Below are 18,898 nucleotides of genomic sequence, written 5' to 3'. Positions count from 1 at the left end.
ACCGCTCAGAAATCCTCCGCCACGTCGTCGGTTCTGGTAGCCCCTCACCACCTGCGGAAGGATCGACGACCATGACCGACACCAGACTGCCGGGCGACGACGAGGCCGCGTTCATCGCGGCGGCCCGCTCGAACGACTCGGCCCGGTTCGCGCTCATCACCGAGCCCTACCGGCGTGAGCTGCAGGTGCACTGCTACCGGATGCTCGCCAACTACGAGGACGCCCAGGACATGACGCAGGAGACGTTCCTGCGGGCGTGGAACAAGCGGGAGTCGTTCAAGGGCCACGCCGCCCCGCGGACCTGGCTGTACCGGATCGCGACGAACGCCTGCCTCGACTTCCTGGAGAAGCGCAACGACCGCACACCCGTGCCCGCCGAGCTGCCGGGCACGGGCTCGGAAGTGCACCACCTGCAGCCCTACCCGGACCGGATGCTCCCGGAGGACCCGCAGGAGGCGGTGGTGGCGCGGGAGACGATAGAGCTGGCGTTCATCGTCGCCGTCCAGCACCTGCCGCCGCGGCAGCGGGCGGTGTTCATCGTGCGCGACGTCCTCGGCTGGCCGGCGCCGAAGGCCGCCGACACCCTCGAGCTGACCGTCGCATCGGTGACCAGCGCGCTGCAGCGGGCGCGCGTGACGATGCGCGAGCGACTGCCCGGCCGCCGCCTCGACTGGCGGAGCCCCGCCACACACGAACTGTCGGACGACGAGCGCGGCGTGGTGAGGTCGTACATGGACGCCCATGAGCGCAACGACCTCGACGGGCTGACGGCCCTGCTGCGCGACGACCTGCGCTTCGCGATGCTGCCCGAGCCGGGCGCCTTGGTCGTCACGGCAAAGGACGCGGTGGACGGCTGGATCTCGAGCGGGCTCTTCCAGCGCGGCTACGACGACTGGCGCTGCGTCGCCACGACGGTCAACCGCATGCCCGCCGCCGCGCTGTACCGCCGCACCCCCGAGGACCCGGAACACCGTTTGTTCAACATCGCGGTCCTGCACATCGTCGACGGGAAGATCGCCGAGCTCACCGGGTTCGACGCCACCGGCAAACCATGGCTGGGCCTGCCCGCGACGCTGTGATCGGGCAGGTCCCCGTCGTCGGCGAGTCCGGCGCGCGGGCCGGCGTCACCGGCGTCACCGTCGTCGTCGTCACCGTCGCCGTCGTCGTCGTCGTCGGCGGGTCGGTCGACAGCTCACCCGGAACGCGAGGAGGGGCCGGGAGAAGGTCCCCTCGTCGCCGAGGGGAACGGCGGGCACGGCGGGCAGGCCAGGAGGGATACCGGCCCGGCCTCACGAGCCGGGCGTACGGCCCGTGCTCATCGCCTCGTCTCGTACCTGGTCAGCACCACGCCGCCGGGAAACGCCCGCGTCTCGACCAGGTTCAGGTTCACCCAGTTGTCCAGGGCCGTGAAGAACGGCGTGCCGCCGCCCACCAGGACCGGATGGGTGACGATCACGTACTCGTCGATCAGCCCGGCCCGCATGGCCGCCGCGGCGAGGGTGGCGCCTCCGATGTCCATGGGGCCGCCGTCGCCGGCCTTGAGCCTGGTGATCTCGGTGACCGCGTCGCCGGTGACCAGACGGGTGTTCCAGTCGACCGTGCCGGTCGTGGAGGAGAACACCACCTTCGGCATGTCCCGCCAGCGGCGGGCGAACTCGATCACCGCCGGTGTGGCCCCCGGCTGCTCGTCGGCGGTCGGCCAGTAGGGGATCATCGCCTCCCACAGCTTGCGCCCGTACAGCGCCAGGCCCGTCGCGTCCACCCGGTCGGACCACCACTGGAACAGCTCGTCGCTCGACGACGAGTCCGGTCCCTCCCCGCCGCTCCAGCCGAGGTCGTCGCCGGTCGCGGCGATGTAGCCGTCCAGGGACGCGTTCATGCCGAAGATCAGTTTCCGCATCGTGCCAGCCTCTCGTGAGTCGATCTCACACGTACAGACGGGCGCGGCGTGGAAACCTCATCGGTGCGCGATCCGCGCCCGCGGGCGGTCCTCGCGTTCCGGACTCGGCACGGCGTACCCGGCGGGTCGAGCACCACCGGCCGGGTCTCGATCTCCCCCTCGCGACGCCTGGTCACACGGTTGCGGCGCCGAGCGGGTTGCGCGCCTTCAGGGAGGCGGAACCCGGCGTGGCACCCTCGCGCGGTGTACGGCCGTCGCCGCCCCGAGGACGAGGGCGGCGTACCCGCAGGTCACGGCCAGGCCCGCCCAGGGCGGGAGCGGATGGTAGCCGCCGATCAGCGACCACCGCACGTCCACGTGCGCGAACGCGGGGACGCTCTGCGTGATCGCGAACCCGGCGGCAGGGGTGATCGTCGACAGCCACGGCACCAGGCCCGCGGTCCCCAGCAGGTGGGGTGCGACGACCAGCGCGACGACCAGCCCGACGGCGACGGCACCCCGCCTGACCAGCGCGCCGAGGCCCGATGCCAGCACGGCGGCGGCCGCGGTCAGCGCCGCGTACCCGACGACCACCCGCAGCCCGGTGCCCAGGGTGATCGGCTGGATCGGGTTCTGATTCGCGCGCAACACCGCCAGGCCGACGGGGACCACGATCCCGGAGGCCACCAGCCCCGTCGCGAACGCGGCCGCGCCGACCACCGCGGCCCTGGCCGCCGGTGGACGCGCCGGCTGCGGCCCGGCCGGCGGGCCGTTCCCACAGGACCCGACCGCCCCGTCGGGTCCGTCGGGTCCTTCGGTGTCCCGCCGACGTCCCGACGTGCGGAACAGGACCGCCACCACGAGCACCGGGATCAGCCCCACGACCCCGCCGGTCAGCATCAGGTCGGCGCGCAGGCCGCCCTCCACCGTGGCGGGCCCGATGTCACCGTTCCCGGTCAGCAGGAGCCTGCCGCCGGACTCGACGACCCCGCCCGGGTGGTGCGGGGTCCTGCCGTCGGGCCCCGGGGAGACGCCGACGTCGTCATGCCGCCACGAACCGCTCGCGCCCCGCAGGCTGATCCGGTCGAAGGCGGCGGTGACCTGGGCGAAGGCTTTCGCCATCTCCCACAGCACGCCCGGGGAAGTGGCGAACAGCCCGACCTCGACCGTCTCCGGCAGCCCGGGCAGCGTGACCGTGCCGACCTCGGTCCACCTCGTGCCGTCACGCGACTCGTGGCCGGTGAGGGTGTCGCCCGACCTGGTCAGCCGCAGCCACACGGGTCCCCGCACGGGGCCGCCGGCCACGTCGTGGACGAAGTTGTGCTGCATCCGCACGCCGTGGCCACCGGTGATCATGAGGGCGGCGTACGGTGTGCCCCGCGTGAGGCTCTGCCTGACGAGGAGGCCGGCCTTCGCCCACGGCACCACGCCCCGCGTGACGTTGCGCACCCCGGGCACGGCGTCCGGCAGCCGCATCTGCCCGGTCAGGTCCGACACACGGGCGGTGACGGCGCCGTCCCCCCTGAGCGGCTGGTGCACGAAGTAGTACCTGTCCTTCACCGCCGTGCCGTCGGGTCCCACCAGAGGCGCGGGGCAGGGGCCCTCGCCCTTCGAGGTCACGCAGGTGCTGTGGGCGCCCGCGGCGATCAGCAGCCCGAGCGACACGGTGATCAGTACGGAGGCCGCCAGGGTGAGCAGCCGGCCCCGCGCGGAGCGGAACGCGGCCCACTCCGCGCGCAGCGACCGGGAGAAACCGTCCCGTCCGGCCGCCCGGCCGCCTCGGTGAGGCGTGAATGAACTCATGCCGACGGTTGTACGCGGCACCCGGTCCCGGCCGGGTCGCGGCGGCCGCGACCCGGCTGGAACCGGGGATCTGACATCGTTGCCCCATGGCACCCCGACCCGGCGGCCGGCTCGGCCGCCCCGCCCGCAGGACGACCGGCGGTGAGCGGCGGTGAGGGTCCTCGTCGTCGAGGACTTCGAGATCCTCGCCCGCTCCGTCGGGACCGGGCTGCGCCGCGAGGGCATGGCCGTCGACGTCGTCCTGGACGGAACCGCCGCCCTCGACCGCCTGGCCGTCACCCGCTACGACGTGGTGATCCTCGACCGCGACCTGCCCGGCGTCCACGGGGACGAGATCTGCCGGCGGCTCGCCCACGGCCGTTGCGAGACCCGCGTACTGATGCTCACCGCCTCCGGCACGATCGAGGACCGCGTCGACGGGCTCGGTCTCGGCGCCGACGACTACCTGCCCAAGCCGTTCGCGTTCGCCGAACTGGTCGCCCGCGTCCGCGCCCTGGCCCGCCGCGCCACCCCGCCGCTGCCGCCCACCCTGACGTGCGGGGACGTCACCCTCGACCCGGCCCGCCGTACCGCGTTCCGGGCCGGTCGCCGCCTGGAGCTGAGCCCCAGGGAGTTCGCCCTGCTCGAATGCCTGCTCGCCGTACCGGGCCTGGTCATCTCCGCCGAGGAACTGCTCGAACGTGTCTGGGACGAGGCCGCCGACCCCTTCAGCAGCGCCGTCAAGCACACCGTGCACCGGTTGCGGGCCAAGCTCGGCGACCCGCCCGTGATCCAGACCGTCCGCGAGGGCGGTTACCGCATCGGATCGTCGTGACCCCCCGCAGGCTCGCCGGAAGGTCCCTGCAGACGCGGCTCGCGCTCGCCTACGCGGCGGGCGTCTACGCCGCCGGGGTCGTGGTGCTCGTGTTCGTCGCCGTCCCGCTCGCCGGCGTCCAGGCGACCGTCTCCCAAGGCCACCCTCCGCCGGACGTGACCACCGGAACCGGGTCCGGGATCGGCCTGCCCCAGCTCCTCACGGGGTCCGCCGTCGCGCTGACCCTCCTGATCCCCGTCAGCCTGGCCCTGGGCTGGTTCGTCGCGGGCCGGTTCCTGCGCCCGCTGCGCGCCATCACCGCCACCGCCCGGATCATCTCCGCGGGGAACCTTCATCGGCGTCTCGATCTCGGTGAGCCCACGGACGAGCTGACCGAGCTCGGCCACACCCTCGACGACCTGTTCGCCCGCCTGCACGCCTCCTTCGACGCGCAGCGTCACTTCGTCGCCAACGCCTCCCACGAGCTGCTCACCCCTCTCGCGGGCCTGCGCACCCTCCTCGAGGTCGCCCTCGCCGACCCCGGCGCCGATGTCGCCACCCTGCGCTCGGCCTGTGAGGAGGCCCTCGTCCTGGGAGAACACCAGGAGCGGCTCGTCCAGGCACTGCTCGCCCTGGCCACCGGCGAGCGCGGCGTGACCCGCTGGGACACCCTCGATCTGGCCCGCATCGTCGAAGGGGTGCTCGGCTCCCGCCGCGAGCGGGCGGCGGAGGCCGGCGTCGACCTCACGGGACACCTGGGGCCCGCGGCGACGAGGGGGGACCCGAGGCTGATCGAGAGCCTCGTCGCCAACCTCGTCGACAACGCCATCCGCCACAACCACGCGGACGGGCACGTGTCGGTCACCACTCGGACCTGCGGCGCGCGGGCGGCCCTGACGGTGACCAACAGCGGACCGGTCGTCTCCGCCGACCAGATCCAGCGCCTCTTCCAGCCCTTCCAGCGACTGGCGCCCGAACGTCACGGCCGCCACGACGGCCACGGTCTCGGACTCGCCATCGTCGACGCCGTCACGCGGGCCCACCACGCCACCGTCACCACCGGCGCACGCCCGGAAGGCGGCCTGTCGGTCACCGTCCGGTTCGCGCACGACCCCCGCCGGAGCCGCCCCTGACCTCCGGGGGGACGACCGGGTGACGAGCCGGCCGGGCCGGCCGTCAACACCGTTCGGTCCGGTCCGGCGAGAGGGACGGGAACCGCCCGGACGGCGGGCACGGCGCCCGGTCACGACGGGGGAGAGCGATCCTGGTTTCCGTCGGGGACGGATGAGACGATCGGCCGATGTCCGAGAACAGCGCTTCGATTGGTCGAGACCGCCCGCGTCGAGCCGCTGTCCGATCCCGCCCTGTGGGGACGGGCCGTCCACGACGAGCGGTACGCCGTCGTCGCGTTCGCGTAGCCGTTCGCCTCTTCGGGCCGGAGCCTTGTCGTCCCGGCCCCGCTTCCGGACACGTGCTCACCCCGGAGGAGGGCGCGGCCCCGGCGGCGCGAGCTCGTGGATGCACCGTCGATTGAAGGTTGACGGCGGCCGTGGTGCGGTTTTGGCGCCAAAGTTTACATCGAATGTTCAACGATACCGTTGAACGTATGGATATCAAGGACACAGCCCGGCCGCTTGACGGCACGGGTGTCTCGGCGTTCCTCCGATCGCTTCCCGCCATGCCCCTGCTGCTCGGCCTGGGGGAGGCCAGGCACTTCGTGGAGGAACTGGGCGAGCTGCGCAACGAGATCTTCCGGCACCTGGTCGAGCACGAGGGATACAGGTCGATCGCCGTCGAGAGCGACTGCCTCATGGGCCTCGTGGTCGACGACCACGTCACGACGGGCGCGGGCACGCTCGACGAGGTCATGGAACGCGGCTTCAGTCACGGTTTCGGCGCGATCCCGGCCAACCGCGAGCTCGTACGCTGGATGCGGTCGTACAACGAGGAGCACGAGGAAAAGCTCCGTTTCTTCGGGTTCGACGGTCCCCTGGAGTACTGGGCGGCGAGCCCGCGTCAGGCGCTCACCGGCCTGTACGCCCTCCTCGACGGTCCGCTGCCCTCCACCGTGGTGACCGGGGAGGTCCTCGACGCGCTGCTGGGGCCGGACGAGCGGTGGTCGAACGAGGCCGCGGCCATGGACCCGTCCCGTTCGATCGGCCGGTCCGACGACGCCCGGCGGCTGCGGCCGATCGCCGACGACCTGGTGGCGCTGCTGGAGACGCAGTTGCCGCACCTGGGCGCGGAGGACAGGGAGCGGGCGGCCCTGTACGCGCGCACCGCCACCGGCCTGCTGCGCTACCACCACTGGATGGCCGACGACTCCCCGGCGCGATGGACCCGGTTGTCGGCCCTGCGGGACGCGATGATGGCCGCCAACCTGCGTGCCGTCGCCGAGCACGGTCCGGCCATGGTCTTCGCCTCCAACCTCCACCTGCAGCGGAACAAGAGCCTCATGCCCTTCGGCGACCAGACGTTGGAGTGGTGGAGCGCGGGGGCGATCACCGCGACCCATCTGGGCGACCGGTACGCCTTCCTGGCCTCGGCCCTCGGCACGGTCGGCGACGACACCCCGCCCCCGGACACCGTCGAGGGCGTCCTGGCCACGCTCCCGTGGGACCGCTCTCTGGTCGACGCCCGCCGCCTGGCCGAGGCCGTCACGAAGCCCTCCCCGCGCGTCTCCCAGGATTTCGCCTATTTCCCGCTGGACCCGGCTCACCTCGACACGATCGACGGCATCGTCTTCCTCGAGCGGGCCGTCGGACTGGGCCGGCCGGGCTGACAGGCGCGCGTGCCGGGCGGGAGCCGGCACGCCTGGGCCGGCACGCCTGGGCCGGCACGCGGCGCCGGCGCACGCGCGTCGAACACGGTTCCCGGAACCGCGGGCGTCCCGTACCGGCGGGGCACCGCGGGCGTCGTCCCCCGTTCCAAAAGCGTTGGCGTCGCGCTCCCGGAGCGGGCTAGCGTTGGCCGCGTCATGCGCGACGGGACGTACCCCGCCCGCGTCCGTGAGTCGGTGGATTGGTGTGCGGGATGACTGCTCGGCTTGTCGCGCTCTGCTTCGACGCGAACGACCCACCCCGTCTGGCGCGCTTCTGGGCCGGGGTCCTGGGGTGGGAGACGGCCGACGACCCCCGCGGGGGCATCACGCTCCTGCCGGGCGACGACACCGGGTTCCGGATCCGATTCCTCCCGAGCCCGGAGGAGAAGACCGGCCCGAACCAGATGCACTTCGACCTGACGAGCACCTCCCTGGAGGACCAGCGGCGGACGGTGGCCAGAGCTCTCGAACTCGGCGGGCGGCACATCGACATCGGGCAGCTCCCCGAGGAGGGGCACGTGGTGCTCGCCGACCCGGAGGGCAACGAGTTCTGCGTCATCGCGCCGGGCAACGCCTTCCTCGCCGACTGCGGATTCATCGGAGCGCTCGCGAGTGACGGTTCACAGGAGGTCGGGTACTTCTGGAGCAAGGCGCTGGGCTGGCCGCTGGTGTGGGACCAGGACCAGGAGACCGCCATCCGCTCGCCGCGCGGCGGCCCGAAGATCACGTGGGGTGGTCCGCCGGTGGCGCCGAAGACCGGGAAGAACAGGCTGCGCTTCGATCTCGCCCCGCCCGCGCACGGTGATCTCCAGGCGGAGGCCGACCGTCTCGTCTCCCTCGGGGCGACGCGGATCGACATCGGCCTGCACGAGGCCGGTCAGGTGGTGATGGCCGACCCCGACGGCAACGAGTTCTGCCTGGTGACCCCCGGTGACCTGTGATCGATCCTCGGGGCGCGCCCAGTTCCGGGCGACGCTCCCGCGTTCCACCGGCGGCACGGGACGACGCCGGCGGCGCGCTGTGACGGTGTGACGCCGGTGGTCGGTCAGGGCGGGGGGCGAGCAGGCCGTCCGCCCGCCCGTCTCGGCGATCCGGCCGGGGCCGGAATGCGGCGAGCGCGCGACCTGACACGCGCCGCGCCTTTCCGTGCCGGTCCTGGAGGGCCCGGTCAGCCGGCGGGGGGACGGGCACGGTACTCCTCGTCGGTGACGTGCTCGCCCCACTCGGCCTCCGGCACGCCCTCCTCCTCGTCCGCGACGGGATCGCCGCAGGTCCGGACCGCCGTCGTTCTCCTCCCGGTCACGAGTGGATGAGGACCTTCAGCGCGGTGCGGTCGTTCATCGCACGGTAGCCGTCGGGCACCTGTTCCAGGGAGACCATCCGGTCGAAGACACGGCCGGGGCGCAGGGTGCCGTCCAGGATCTCGGGCAGCAGTTCCTCGATGTAGGCGCGGGCGGGGGCGACGCCGCCGGTCAGGGTGAGGTTGCGGAAGAACTCGCCGAAACCCATCGGCACCCGCTCGTACTGCGGCGCGCCGACCCGGCTGACGGTGCCGCCGTCGCGGGCCACGGCGAACGCCGTCGCGATGGCCTGCTCGGTGCCGACGCACTCCAGCACGGCCCGGGTGCCGTCCCCGCCGGTCAGTTCCCGGACGCGCTCGATGCCCTCCTGGCCGCGTTCGGCCACGACGTCCGTGGCGCCGAAGTCGCGGCCCAGGTCGGTGCGCTCCCTGTGACGGCCCATGAGGATGATCCGCTCGGCGCCGAGCCGCCGGGCCGACAGCACCGCCATCAGCCCGACCGCGCCGTCGCCGATCACGGTCACCGTCGTGCCCGGGCCGACCCCGGCGGTGACCGCGCAGTGGTGACCGGTCGGGAACACGTCCGACAGGGTCAGCAGTGACGGCAGCAGTTCGTCGTCCTCGCCGACGGGCAGTTTGACGAGGGTGCCGGCGGCCTGCGGGACGCGCACCGCCTCCCCTTGGCCGCCGTCCACGCCGTTCGCGGCCCACTGGCCCCCGTGCCGGCAGGAGGTCTGCAGGCCCTCCCGGCAGAAGTCGCAGGTGTTGTCCGACCAGACGAACGGGGTCACCACGACGTCGCCGCGCCGCAGCCCGCTCACGTCCGCGCCGACGTCCTCGACGACGCCGAGGAACTCGTGCCCGATACGGTCGCCCTGCTCGGAGGCGGGACGGGACTTGTAGGGCCACAGGTCACTGCCGCAGACGCACGAGCGCAGCACGCGTACGAGCGCGTCGGTGGGCTCGCGCAGCACCGGGTCGGGCACGGTCTCCACGCGCACGTCACCGGCGCCGTAGATCAGGGTTGCTCGCATGGGTCCTCCATCGTCGTCGGTCGTCGTCGGACCTACCCAGGGCCGGTCGGGGCCGGGTGTGCGAAACGCCCGCCGAGGGTCCGCTGTCGGTAAACCCGCCGCCGCGACGCGCCCCGGCCGGATCGCTCGCCCGTCGAGACCGTGCGGAGCCCGCGTGGCCCCCGAGATCGATTGACGAGTGGGCACGTGCCCACTAATGTGGGCGCATGCCCACTCAACCCGCCGGACAGGCACCCCCCTCCGATCCCGCGCCCCACCGCCACCGGCGGATGGCCGAGTCGTTCGGCGTCGACGCCGAACGCTACGACCGCACCCGGCCCAGCTACCCCGACGCCATGGTGGAGCGGATCGCCGCCACCGCCCCCGGACCCGGCGTCCTGGACGTCGGCTGCGGCACCGGCACGGCGGCCCGCCAGTTCCAGGCGGCCGGCTGCACGGTGCTCGGCGTCGAGCCCGACGCGCGCATGGCCGACTTCGCGCGGCGGAGCGGGGTCGAGGTCGAGGTGGCCGCGTTCGAGGCGTGGGACCCCGCCGGCCGGACGTTCGACGCGGTCGTCGCCGGTACGGCCTGGCACTGGGTCGACCCGGTCGAGGGGGCGGCCAAGGCCGCGCGGGTGCTGCGCCCCGGCGGGCGGCTGGCGCTCTTCTGGCACGTGTTCGACCTCCCGCCCGCCCTGGCCGGGGCCTTCACCGAGGCCTACCGGCAGGTGATGCCCGACTCGCCGTTCACGATCGACCCCCGGGCGCCGAGGTCGGCCATGGACGGCTACCGGCCGCTGTTCGACAAGGCCGCCGACGGGGTCCGGGAGGTGGGCGGCTTCGACGAGCCGGAGCGGTGGCGGTTCGACTGGGAACGCTCCTACACCCGCGACGAGTGGCTGGACCAGCTTCCCACCAGCGGCGCCCTCACCACCCTCCCGCCGGACGGGCTGGCGCGGGTGCTGGAGGGCGCCGGGGCCGCGGTCGACGCGATGGGCGGCGTCTTCACGATGTCCTACGCCACGGTGGTCGTCACCGCGGCCCGGACCGGCGAGGCCGGCCCCGCCTGACGGAGCCCGGCCGGAAAAGGGTCCTGAAGGGCCCGGCGAAAGAGGGCGGGCGCCGCCCGGGGGCAGGGACGATCAGGCGTGGTGACGGCGGACCCGCGGGCCCGTGGCCGCGGCCCGGCCCGCGCCCGGACCCCGGAAGGACGGCAGGTGCCGGGGCGCGGGCGGGGGACCGGTGAAGCCCTCGCCGCCGGGCCCGGCGCAGGCCCGCAGGGCCTCGGTGACATCGGCGTAGTGCGCCGGCGCACCGGCGGGATGCCCGGCGACCAGCGTCGTCAGCCGTCGCAGCGAGCCCGGCGCCCCGGCGATGACCAGGCCTCCACCGGTCTCGCTCAGGATCCGGTGGGTGGAGGTGAGCAGGCGGAGACCGGCCACGTCGCAGAAGCTCAGGCGGGCCGCGGCCAGCACGATGTGGCGGGGGCCGGGTCCCGGCGGCGGGGCCAGGAACGGCGACAGCGACGGCGCGCTGTACAGGTCCAGGTCACCGGCGACGGTGACCATGAAGGTCGCCGCGCGTACGCGGAAAAGACGCACCGACAGGTTCAAGGGCTCTCCGTTCCGCTTCGCTTCCGGGGCGGCCCCGAGGGGGCTGTGACCGGCGGACCGCCGGGCGGGGCGGCTCCCGCGGGCGGACGATTTTCCTGACCGGGTGCGGACCGGAGACCGGCCCTACCCCTTCCGTTCTACGGCATCGGATAGCCTTCGTGGGCTTCCGGCCGGAAACATCAGCCTTGCCATCTTTTGATTCGTTCGCCTGGCTCGTCCGGATGCAGCTAGGAAAAATCCAGGAACGCGCTGGCCTGGTACCGCTACATTGAGCCGCTGGCACGCACGCGCCATCGTGCCCGGCACCGGGCATTCGCTGCCCGTCGAGGCTCCCGACCTGGTCGCCGAACGGATCCTCGCCTTTCCCGGCCGGGTACGACCGTAGACTGCAACGCCGAGGCACGGCATGAACAACAGGTAGGAAACGGGCATGCCCCGACAGGTGGATCATGATGAGCGGCGGCGCCTGCTGACCGAGGCGTTGCTGCGCATCGCCGGCACCCGCGGCCTGGGAGCGGTGTCGATGAGTGAGATCGCCGCCGAGGCCGGGGGCTCGCTGCGCGTCGTCCAGTACTACTTCACCGACAAGCACGCCCTGCTCGACCCCGGTCTCACCGAGCTGACCACCCGCCTGGAACGCCTACTACACCGCCGCCCTCACCGACCCGGTACTCGGCGCGGCCGCCCTCACCCGGCCCGACGCCCTGGAGAACGTCCTCACCGCCCGGCTCACCACCGCGCAGCAGGCCGGGGAGCTCGCCTCCGATCGCGACCCGCGCACCGAGGTCGCCCTGCTCCTGGCGCTCGCCAACGGCCTGACCGCCGGCATCCTGGGCCGGCAGCGCGGCCACGAGGCCGCCGGCGCGATCATCGGCTACCACCTCGACCGTCTCTTCGCGCCGGCGGCCCCCCGATGATCGCCCCCGCGTCGCTCCGGGCGCCTACACCCTCGTCCGGTGGCGGCTCGGGGACACGCCGCGTACCCGTTTGAAGGCGACGCTCAGCGCGAAGGCGTTGGCGTAGCCGACGTAGCGGGCGACCGCGTCGATCGTGGTGTCGGAGGAGCGCAGCAGGTCGGCGGCCAGGGCCATCCGCCAGCCGGTGAGATACGCCATGGGGGGTTCCCCGACCAGGGTGGTGAACCGGCGCGCGAACGCCGCGCGCGAGGCGCCCACCTTCTCCGCCAGCAGGGCCACCGTCCACGAACGGGCCGGGTCGTCGTGGATCAGCCGCAACGCCGGGCCGATCAACGGGTCGCTCTGCGCCCGGTACCAGCCGGGCGCCTTGGCCTCGGGGCGGGCGAACCAGGCGCGCAGGGTCGCGAGCAGCGCCAGGTCCAGAAGCCGGTCGAGGAGGACCTGCTGGCCCGGCCCTTCGCCGTCGACCTCCTGGGCGAGCAGTTCCATGATCGGGGAGCGCGCGTCCGAGCGTGGCACGAGCACGATCTCCGGCAGGGCGTTCAGGAGCCGCTCGCTCACGTCCCCGCTGACCTGGTAGGTCCCGCTGGCCACGATCGCCGACCCGTCGGGGGTGCGCCCGCTCGTGCGCGGCCCGAGCCGCAACTCGTCGGTGACGTCGACGCCGTCCACGGTGGTCAGCCGGTTGCCCGCGTGGACGACGATCTCCGGCGCGGTCGCCGGGTCGTCGCCGATCGTGTACGGGTCCGGGCCCTTGACGATGGCCACGTCCCCGGTGCGCATCAGCACCGGCTCGCCCCTGCCGGGCACGATCCAGGCGTGCCCGCGCAGCGTGGTGGCCAGGGCGAGCGGGGCGCCGTCGGAGATCCGCAGCGACCACGGCGGTTCCAGGATCGCCTGGCAGAACGCCGCGCTTCGGGCACGGACGCCGTCGAGCAGGGCGGCGAGGGGGTCCACCGCCCCATTTTAGACGCACAGAAATGGAAACGAGCGTACGGAATATGGATCGTCTTTCCCGGCGCGTGTTCACTGGGGCATGACCCACTTCGACGACCCACCGGAGGTACCCGATGTACGCGATCACAGGAGTGACAGGCCACGTGGGCGGGGCGGCGGCCCGGGACCTCCTGGCCAGGGGGGAACGGGTGCGCGCCGTGGTCCGCGACGCGGCCAGGGGCGCGGACTGGACCACGGCGGGAGCCGAGGTCCTCGTCGCCGACTTCGGCGACGGGGCGGCGCTGGCGGAGGCGTTCCGCGGCTGCCGCGGGGCGTTCGTCATGCTGCCGACGGACCCGGCGGCGGCCGACGCCGACGCCTGTCATCGCGGGCTGGCCGACTCGATCGCCGGGGCGGTGCGGGACAGCGGTGTCCCGCACGTGGTGATGCTGTCCTCGATCGGGGCCGAGCTGGCCGAGGGCACCGGTCCCGTCCGCTGGCTCCACCACATGGAGAACCGGCTGCGCGAGACGGGCGCGCTCCTGACCGCGATCCGCTCGTCACACTTCCAGGAGAAGGTCGAGACGGTGCTCGACGCCGCTCGCGGGGCCGGCGTCTACCCGGTCTTCGGCGCGTCGGCCGACGTGCCCGTCCCGATGGTCGCGACGCGCGACATCGGCGGGGTGGTCGCCGAATCCCTCACGGCGCCTCCCACGGCCGGCGAGACCGTCGATCTGGACGGCCCCCTGTACTCGGAACGGCAGGTGGCCGAAGAGCTCGCGGCCGTTCTGGGCCGGCCGCTCACGGTGGTGACCGTCCCGCGGCCCGCATGGGTCGGCACGATGGTGGAGGCGGGCGTTCCGCCCCGGCTCGCCGAGGAGCTCGCCGGCCTGTACGACGCCGAGCAGCGGGGCATCCTCCGGTTCGGCGGCGACAGGCGGGTCACGTGCACGACCGAGCTCGGCGAGACACTGCGCCATCTCGTGAAGACCACCGCCTAGGGTGGGCCGGGGGTCTCCCGCCGGGCGGGCCCGCGCCGAACCGCCACCTCGGACCCGCGCCCCGGGCACGACCGGCCACGCGACCGTTCCCCGGTGATCGGGGAGCGTGGCCGTGGCCGGTCGTGCCCCGTCCGGCCTGTCGCGGCCGGCGCGGCGGTCAGGGGTTCGGCGGGCGCCACATCGGGAACATCGACGGACCGCCGGGCAGGATCAGCGGGTCGCCGAGATCCCGGTAGCCGTGGCGCAGGTAGAGCCTGCGGCTGTCGGTGCCGCTGGCCTCCAGATAGGCGGCCGTCCCGTTCTCGTCGAGCCCGCGGTGGCGCTCTTCGAGCAACAGGCTTCCCGCCCCCCGCCCCTGCCGTCCGGGGAGCACGGCGAGGAACGCCAGGTAGTGGTGCGGATCCGCGGGGTGGTGCTTGCGCATCTCCTCGTCCATCAGCCTGTAGCGCTCCGTGTGCGGCCCGGCGAACGCCTCCAGGCGCTCGTCGTAGCCGGGCACGTCGGGGGGCGCGCCCGTGTCGTGGTGGAGCCACACGGCCACCGCGGACATGTCGGCCGTGGCGTGGACCTCGCCGTACGTGAGGGCGTGCTCGGTGATCATGGAGAAGAAGCGGGGCATCACCCGGCGGCGGTCGTCGTCCGGCGGGATGAGCCAGGCCGACACGTCCTGGTCGTGGAAGGAGGTGGCGATGACGGCGCCGACCTTCTCGGCGGCCTCGGGGGTGTTCGGGACGCGGACGAGGGCGCTCACTCGGTCCCTCCCACGGCGGCCTGGGCGCCCAGGCCGATGTTGGCGTACACCTTCGGCCGCCTGGCCCGCAGGGAGAACCCCCAGGCGACGCCGAACCCGGCGGCGACGAAGTAGACGGCGGGCATGATCCAGCGGAGCGGGGAGTCGGGGGACACACCGAGCACGACGTCGAAGTTGAGCATGACGAGCACGATGACGACGAACAGCAGGAACGAGGCGATGCCCGGGGCGATCCGGGTCCGCCAGGCGTTCTCCGAGCCGGGGTTCTTGTCGAAGAAGACCAGGACGGAGACCGAGGTGGCCGCCAGCATCATGAGCAGTCCCAGGCCGCCGAACGATCCGACGGTGAAGAAGAGCTGGATGACCGGGTCCAGGCCGAAGGCCGCGAACACGACGATCGTGGCCAGGCCGATGACGCTCTGCGCCACCGACCCGTTGACCGGGGCGCCGGTCCTGGGGGAGGTGCGGCCGAAGACGGCGGGCAGGACCCGCTCCCTGCCCAGGGCGAAGACGTAGCGGGCGATCGTGTTGTGGAAGGCGATCAGCGCGGCGAACAGGCTCGTCACGAACAGCAGGGAGCCGATGGTGGCGACGGTCGACCCCAGGTGCTGGCCGGCCAGGTTGAACAGCAGGGCCGAGCCCTGCTCGCGCGAGACCGCGACGATCCTGTCCGAGCCGATCGGCACGGTCATCGCCCAGGACGACAGGGCGTAGAGGCCGGAGATGACGGCGAGCGCGATGTAGGTCGCGATCGGCACCGTGCGCCGGGGGTCCTTGGTCTCCTCGGAGAACACCACCGACGACTCGAAGCCCGCGAAGGACGCGATGCAGATCGCGATCACCGCGCCCAGCGCGGGGCCGAAGAGGTTGCCCGGGGCGAAGACGTCGAGACTGTAGCCCGAGGCCGCCGGGTGCAGCAGGTCCGCGATGTCGAACACGATGACGACGGCGATCTCCGTCAGCAGCAGGACCGACAGGACCTTGCCGTTCACGTCGACCCGCATGAGGCCGAGCACCCCGGTCAGCACCCAGGCGACCAGCCCGATGACCCACCAGGGCGGGGAGGCTCCGAACAGGTCGGTGATCAGCGCTTCACCGGCCGCGCCGATCATGCCGTAGAGACCGACCTGGAGCGCGTTGTAGGCCAGCAGCGCGACCCACGCGGTCGCCACCCCCGCCGGCCTTCCGAGCCCTTTCGCGGTGTACGCGTAGAACGCTCCGGCGTTGACGACGTAGCGGGCCATCGTCACGTAGCCGACGGCGAACAGGCCCAGGATGGCGCCGAGCAGGATGAAGGCCAGCGGCACGCCGGACACGCCGGTCGCGGCGTAGGCCGCGGTCACCGAGCCCCCGATGACGGTCAGCGGTGCCGCCGCCGAGATGACGAAGAACACCACCGAGGGGATGCCGAGGCGGTCCTGGGCCAGCGCGTCCGACACCGAGCCGGTTCTGTGCTCCGTTATGGACATTGAGGGGACTCCTTGGAATGAGGGGGGTGGGCTCACCGGCGGGTGATGACGGCGTCGCCGACGGCGGCCTCGGTCTGGGCGATCAGTTCCTGGAGCGGTGCCGGGAGGGCGGCGAACGAGCCGGAGAGGTAGGCGGCGTCCTGCTCCCACAGGACGAGCTGGTCGCCGCCGGTCGCGACGAGCAGCCCCAGCAGGACGCGGTCCTGGACGCCGAGCGGCTCACGGCGCTGGATCGCCAGGTTCACGCGTCCCGCGGGCCACGCCGCGACGTTCGCGTCGGCCGGTACCTGACCGCGCGACGGACGTCTGCCGGGCGGGCGCAGCAACCCCGCGGCGGTCATCCGGGCCGCCACGTCGGCGCGCGCCGTACGGGCGAGGAACTGCAGCCAGGTCCTGAGCCGGTGCGAGGGCTCGGCGACGATGTGGTTCAGGACCGCCCGGGGGAGCGCGTCGCCGGGCGGCGTCGCATCGACGACGACGAGCCGGGTCTGCCCCGCGGCCGAGCCCACGGTGACCTGACCGGCGAGCATCAGCTCCGCCAGGACGGCCGCCGCCAGTCCCAGCTCGGTCAGCCGGGCGTGCAGTCTCGTCCGGCCGGTTCTGTTGTCGTGCATGACAAAGAACAGGTCGTCGGCCAGCCGGGGGCCTGAAAGATCAACTCCAACCACGAACGGCGATCGTATAGGTAAAACATTAAATTTGTCATTTATGTGAAGGAAGTTCTGGATGCAGGACGAATGGCCGAGGACGGTAATCGAGGAAACGGACAGGGGGCGGCATTTCGGCTCGGTGCTCTCGAAGTTACGGCCGAGCGACAAGTGGTCCTCCACGCCGACGGCAGGGGGCCCGTTCGCGGATCGCGAGGTTCTGCGCGACCGGTCGCGGCTGCCGGAGAGCTCGTTCACCGGGCCGTCCCGCCTCGAGCCGGGCCGGGTCGTCGCGGTCCGGGACATCGGGCCCCGAGGGCGGGGCGTCGGCCGCGGGCCGGCCATGGGGGAGCGCGGGGGAGCGCGAAGAACCGCGGAGGAGCGCGGAGGCCACCCGTTACCGGGCCGTGGTTTCGGACGCGCCGGGCCGATTCACGGGATGAATGTTCCCGCACGTTCACCCCGACGAAAAAGGACAAAATCGTTCGATCGGGTCGGCCTTGAGTGTCGGAAATCGCATGGAGGATGGCAGCTCGACTGCTTTTGCGTACCCGTCGGCGGGGGACCGATGAACCGGACGCGGCGCCCGACGCGACGACCGCCCGTCCCGGCGACGTGGGGGCGGCGCCGGGACGGGGTGGCCCTCTGTCCGGGTGCGTCCGAAGGACGGGACGGCCGCAACGGTGACGGCAAGCGCCGGGGAGTCCTCTGCCGGCGCGACCTCCACCGGCGGGTTTCCGTTGCGGCGGCGGCCGCCTTAACTCCTGCATACACTACGAGCGCGCCCCGAGAGAAAAGGCTCATAGACGAAGTGTTCTTGTCTCGCGATCAAAGCTCTTTGACCGCGGGGAACAACTGGGGAGACAGGCAGGACCCCCTGAGATAGGAAGGCTTCCGTTGACGGATCTGATCTTCGACAGCAATTCCCTTCCCGCCTCCGAGCGGCTTGACAGCTGGCGCGAGCTGACCTGCGCGTCGCTTATCCCGACCATCATGGACTCCGAACTGGGAGAAAAATTTCAGGCGTCGATGCGACTGCAGGCGCACGGGCCGGTGCAGGTCAGTGTGGTTACCTGCTCGGCTCTGACCTCTGTACGATCCTCGGGCCTGGTCCGCCGCAGCGATCCCGAGGTGTACTTCATCGCGCTCATTCAACAAGGAAAGCTCGGACTGGCCCACGCCGGCAAGGAAGTGGACGTGAGCACCGGCGACCTGGTCCTCTACGATTCCTCGCGCCCCTTCAGCGCCCACATGATCCCCCCGACGCCCTGGTCCCGGAAGGTGCTGGTCTCGGTTCCGAAAACGCATCTTCCCCTTCCCCCGAAGAGGGTCGATCCACTGCTCGGGACCAACATCGGCGCCGGCAACGGCCTCGGTGACATCCTGTCCTATCTGATAACCCGGGCAGCTCTTCCTGCGCCCTCCGAGAGCCCGGGTCAGGGTAGGTTCAGCGATGCACTGCTCGATCTGCTGACCGTCCTGCTGGGTCACCTGGCAGGCGACATACCGGTTCCCCACGAGGCGCGTCACCACGGACTTCTGCTGCAGATCCGAGCGTTCGTCACCGCCAATCTCGGCGACCCGCGCCTGACACCGCAGGCGATCGCCGAAGCACACGGTATTTCCCTTCGCCAGCTGAACCGGCTCTTCCATGACGAGGAACTGCCGGTGGCCACCTGGATACGACAGCGCCGCCTCGCCCGTTGTCACCGCGACCTGGCCGACCCGACGCTGCGCTCCCAGGCCATCCACGTCATCGCGGGGCACTGGGGATTCACCGACGCCCCCTCCTTCACCCGCGCGTTCCGCGCCCGCTACGGGATGACACCGAGCGAACACCGACAGGTCGCACTCGGCGCCGGAGGGCACGCGAAGACAAGAAAATTCGACTGAAAGACAAACGGCTTCCTCCTCGGCTCGCCTCGGACCTGAGAACGCGTCCGTCTCCATTCGAA

At 72.4% G+C, this 18,898-nt stretch carries 17 protein-coding genes and 2 pseudogenes; 10 read left to right on the top strand and 9 right to left on the bottom strand.

The annotated features are described in order from the left end of the window. Positions 1-71 precede the first annotated feature (71 nt). Positions 72-1,079: an RNA polymerase subunit sigma-70 gene (locus AB0G16_RS27910; RefSeq protein WP_362811117.1), complete on the top strand. Its 1,008-nt coding sequence runs from the start codon at positions 72-74 to the stop codon at positions 1,077-1,079. A 236-nt stretch (positions 1,080-1,315) separates the two neighbouring features. Here AB0G16_RS27910 and AB0G16_RS27905 read toward each other — a convergent pair whose 3' ends face one another. Both AB0G16_RS27905 and AB0G16_RS27900 read right to left on the bottom strand, forming a co-directional pair. Then, on the bottom strand, positions 1,316-1,900 hold the full coding sequence (locus tag AB0G16_RS27905; RefSeq protein WP_362811114.1) for a dihydrofolate reductase family protein: 585 nt from the start codon (positions 1,898-1,900) through the stop codon (positions 1,316-1,318). A 207-nt stretch (positions 1,901-2,107) separates the two neighbouring features. Beyond that, on the bottom strand, positions 2,108-3,682 hold the full coding sequence (locus tag AB0G16_RS27900; protein WP_362811111.1) for a hypothetical protein: 1,575 nt from the start codon (positions 3,680-3,682) through the stop codon (positions 2,108-2,110). Between the two features lie 151 nt (positions 3,683-3,833). Between AB0G16_RS27900 and AB0G16_RS27895 the strand changes: the two genes are divergently transcribed. From AB0G16_RS27895 to AB0G16_RS27880, 4 genes are all read left to right on the top strand, one after another. Beyond that, a complete protein-coding gene (locus tag AB0G16_RS27895; protein WP_362811107.1) occupies positions 3,834-4,496 on the top strand; it encodes a response regulator transcription factor in 663 nt (220 codons plus the stop codon). Beyond that, positions 4,493-5,608, top strand: coding sequence for a HAMP domain-containing sensor histidine kinase (locus AB0G16_RS27890; RefSeq protein ID WP_362811104.1), 1,116 nt, complete (start codon positions 4,493-4,495; stop codon positions 5,606-5,608). Before AB0G16_RS27895 ends, AB0G16_RS27890 begins: the two co-directional genes overlap by 4 nt. Before the next feature lie 473 nt (positions 5,609-6,081). After that, positions 6,082-7,257: an erythromycin esterase family protein gene (locus tag AB0G16_RS27885; protein WP_362811101.1), complete on the top strand. Its 1,176-nt coding sequence runs from the start codon at positions 6,082-6,084 to the stop codon at positions 7,255-7,257. A 251-nt stretch (positions 7,258-7,508) separates the two neighbouring features. Next, positions 7,509-8,237: a VOC family protein gene (locus tag AB0G16_RS27880; RefSeq protein ID WP_362811098.1), complete on the top strand. Its 729-nt coding sequence runs from the start codon at positions 7,509-7,511 to the stop codon at positions 8,235-8,237. A 227-nt stretch (positions 8,238-8,464) separates the two neighbouring features. On the opposite strand, the gene AB0G16_RS27875 is transcribed toward AB0G16_RS27880, so the two are convergent. Together AB0G16_RS27875 and AB0G16_RS27870 are read right to left on the bottom strand one after the other, a co-directional pair. Further along, complete coding sequence (locus AB0G16_RS27875) at positions 8,465-8,599, bottom strand: hypothetical protein (protein WP_362811095.1); 135 nt, start codon at positions 8,597-8,599, stop codon at positions 8,465-8,467. Further along, the gene (locus tag AB0G16_RS27870) at positions 8,596-9,630 is read right to left on the bottom strand and encodes a zinc-dependent alcohol dehydrogenase family protein (protein WP_362811091.1); all 1,035 of its coding nucleotides are present in this window, start codon (positions 9,628-9,630) and stop codon (positions 8,596-8,598) included. The genes AB0G16_RS27875 and AB0G16_RS27870 overlap by 4 nt, the downstream gene beginning before the upstream one ends. 206 nt (positions 9,631-9,836) lie before the next feature. Between AB0G16_RS27870 and AB0G16_RS27865 the strand changes: the two genes are divergently transcribed. Further along, entirely contained in the window at positions 9,837-10,679 is an 843-nt protein-coding gene (locus AB0G16_RS27865) for a class I SAM-dependent methyltransferase (protein ID WP_362811088.1), read from the top strand. Positions 10,680-10,751: 72 nt separating this feature from the next. Here AB0G16_RS27865 and AB0G16_RS27860 read toward each other — a convergent pair whose 3' ends face one another. After that, positions 10,752-11,222, bottom strand: coding sequence for an STAS domain-containing protein (locus AB0G16_RS27860; RefSeq protein WP_362811085.1), 471 nt, complete (start codon positions 11,220-11,222; stop codon positions 10,752-10,754). Positions 11,223-11,652: 430 nt separating this feature from the next. On the opposite strand from AB0G16_RS27860, the pseudogene AB0G16_RS27855 reads away from it, so the two are divergent. After that, positions 11,653-11,763, top strand: a pseudogene (locus AB0G16_RS27855) (TetR family transcriptional regulator); the annotation flags it as partial. 148 nt (positions 11,764-11,911) lie between these two features. Beyond that, a pseudogene (locus AB0G16_RS27850) lies at positions 11,912-12,139 on the top strand (TetR family transcriptional regulator); the annotation flags it as partial. Between the two features lie 24 nt (positions 12,140-12,163). On the opposite strand, the gene AB0G16_RS27845 reads toward AB0G16_RS27850, so the two are convergent. Then, positions 12,164-13,096 (bottom strand): AraC family transcriptional regulator, encoded by a 933-nt coding sequence (locus tag AB0G16_RS27845; protein WP_362811082.1) that lies wholly within the window; start codon positions 13,094-13,096, stop codon positions 12,164-12,166. A 113-nt stretch (positions 13,097-13,209) separates the two neighbouring features. Between AB0G16_RS27845 and AB0G16_RS27840 the strand changes: the two genes are divergently transcribed. Then, on the top strand, positions 13,210-14,076 hold the full coding sequence (locus AB0G16_RS27840; RefSeq protein ID WP_362811079.1) for an NAD(P)H-binding protein: 867 nt from the start codon (positions 13,210-13,212) through the stop codon (positions 14,074-14,076). A gap of 157 nt (positions 14,077-14,233) precedes the next feature. Here the strand turns inward: AB0G16_RS27840 and AB0G16_RS27835 are convergent, their stop codons facing one another. The 3 genes from AB0G16_RS27835 to AB0G16_RS27825 are packed head-to-tail and all read right to left on the bottom strand — an operon-like array spanning position 14,234 to position 16,964. After that, on the bottom strand, positions 14,234-14,827 hold the full coding sequence (locus AB0G16_RS27835; RefSeq protein WP_362811076.1) for a GNAT family N-acetyltransferase: 594 nt from the start codon (positions 14,825-14,827) through the stop codon (positions 14,234-14,236). Then, on the bottom strand, positions 14,824-16,296 hold the full coding sequence (locus AB0G16_RS27830; RefSeq protein WP_362811073.1) for an APC family permease: 1,473 nt from the start codon (positions 16,294-16,296) through the stop codon (positions 14,824-14,826). Before AB0G16_RS27830 ends, AB0G16_RS27835 begins: the two co-directional genes overlap by 4 nt. A gap of 32 nt (positions 16,297-16,328) precedes the next feature. Then, positions 16,329-16,964: a GPP34 family phosphoprotein gene (locus AB0G16_RS27825; RefSeq protein ID WP_362811071.1), complete on the bottom strand. Its 636-nt coding sequence runs from the start codon at positions 16,962-16,964 to the stop codon at positions 16,329-16,331. A gap of 876 nt (positions 16,965-17,840) precedes the next feature. On the opposite strand from AB0G16_RS27825, the gene AB0G16_RS27820 reads away from it, so the two are divergent. Continuing rightward, a complete protein-coding gene (locus AB0G16_RS27820; RefSeq protein WP_362811068.1) occupies positions 17,841-18,836 on the top strand; it encodes a helix-turn-helix domain-containing protein in 996 nt (331 codons plus the stop codon). Positions 18,837-18,898 lie beyond the last annotated feature (62 nt).

Source organism: Streptosporangium sp. NPDC023615, from assembly GCF_040640155.1.
In the GTDB taxonomy this organism is placed as follows: domain Bacteria; phylum Actinomycetota; class Actinomycetes; order Streptosporangiales; family Streptosporangiaceae; genus Streptosporangium.
This window is presented reverse-complemented; position numbering and strand designations above follow the sequence as displayed.

Bases quoted from the DNA above. Each gene is read 5' to 3' on its own strand.
- AB0G16_RS27910 (WP_362811117.1), top strand. From the start codon at position 72: ATGACCGACACCAGACTGCCGGGCGACGACGAGGCCGCGTTCATCGCG.
- AB0G16_RS27905 (WP_362811114.1), bottom strand. From the start codon at position 1,900: ATGCGGAAACTGATCTTCGGCATGAACGCGTCCCTGGACGGCTACATC.
- AB0G16_RS27900 (WP_362811111.1), bottom strand. From the start codon at position 3,682: ATGAGTTCATTCACGCCTCACCGAGGCGGCCGGGCGGCCGGACGGGAC.
- AB0G16_RS27885 (WP_362811101.1), top strand. From the start codon at position 6,082: ATGGATATCAAGGACACAGCCCGGCCGCTTGACGGCACGGGTGTCTCG.
- AB0G16_RS27880 (WP_362811098.1), top strand. From the start codon at position 7,509: ATGACTGCTCGGCTTGTCGCGCTCTGCTTCGACGCGAACGACCCACCC.
- AB0G16_RS27870 (WP_362811091.1), bottom strand. From the start codon at position 9,630: ATGCGAGCAACCCTGATCTACGGCGCCGGTGACGTGCGCGTGGAGACC.
- AB0G16_RS27865 (WP_362811088.1), top strand. From the start codon at position 9,837: ATGCCCACTCAACCCGCCGGACAGGCACCCCCCTCCGATCCCGCGCCC.
- AB0G16_RS27840 (WP_362811079.1), top strand. From the start codon at position 13,210: ATGTACGCGATCACAGGAGTGACAGGCCACGTGGGCGGGGCGGCGGCC.
- AB0G16_RS27830 (WP_362811073.1), bottom strand. From the start codon at position 16,296: ATGTCCATAACGGAGCACAGAACCGGCTCGGTGTCGGACGCGCTGGCC.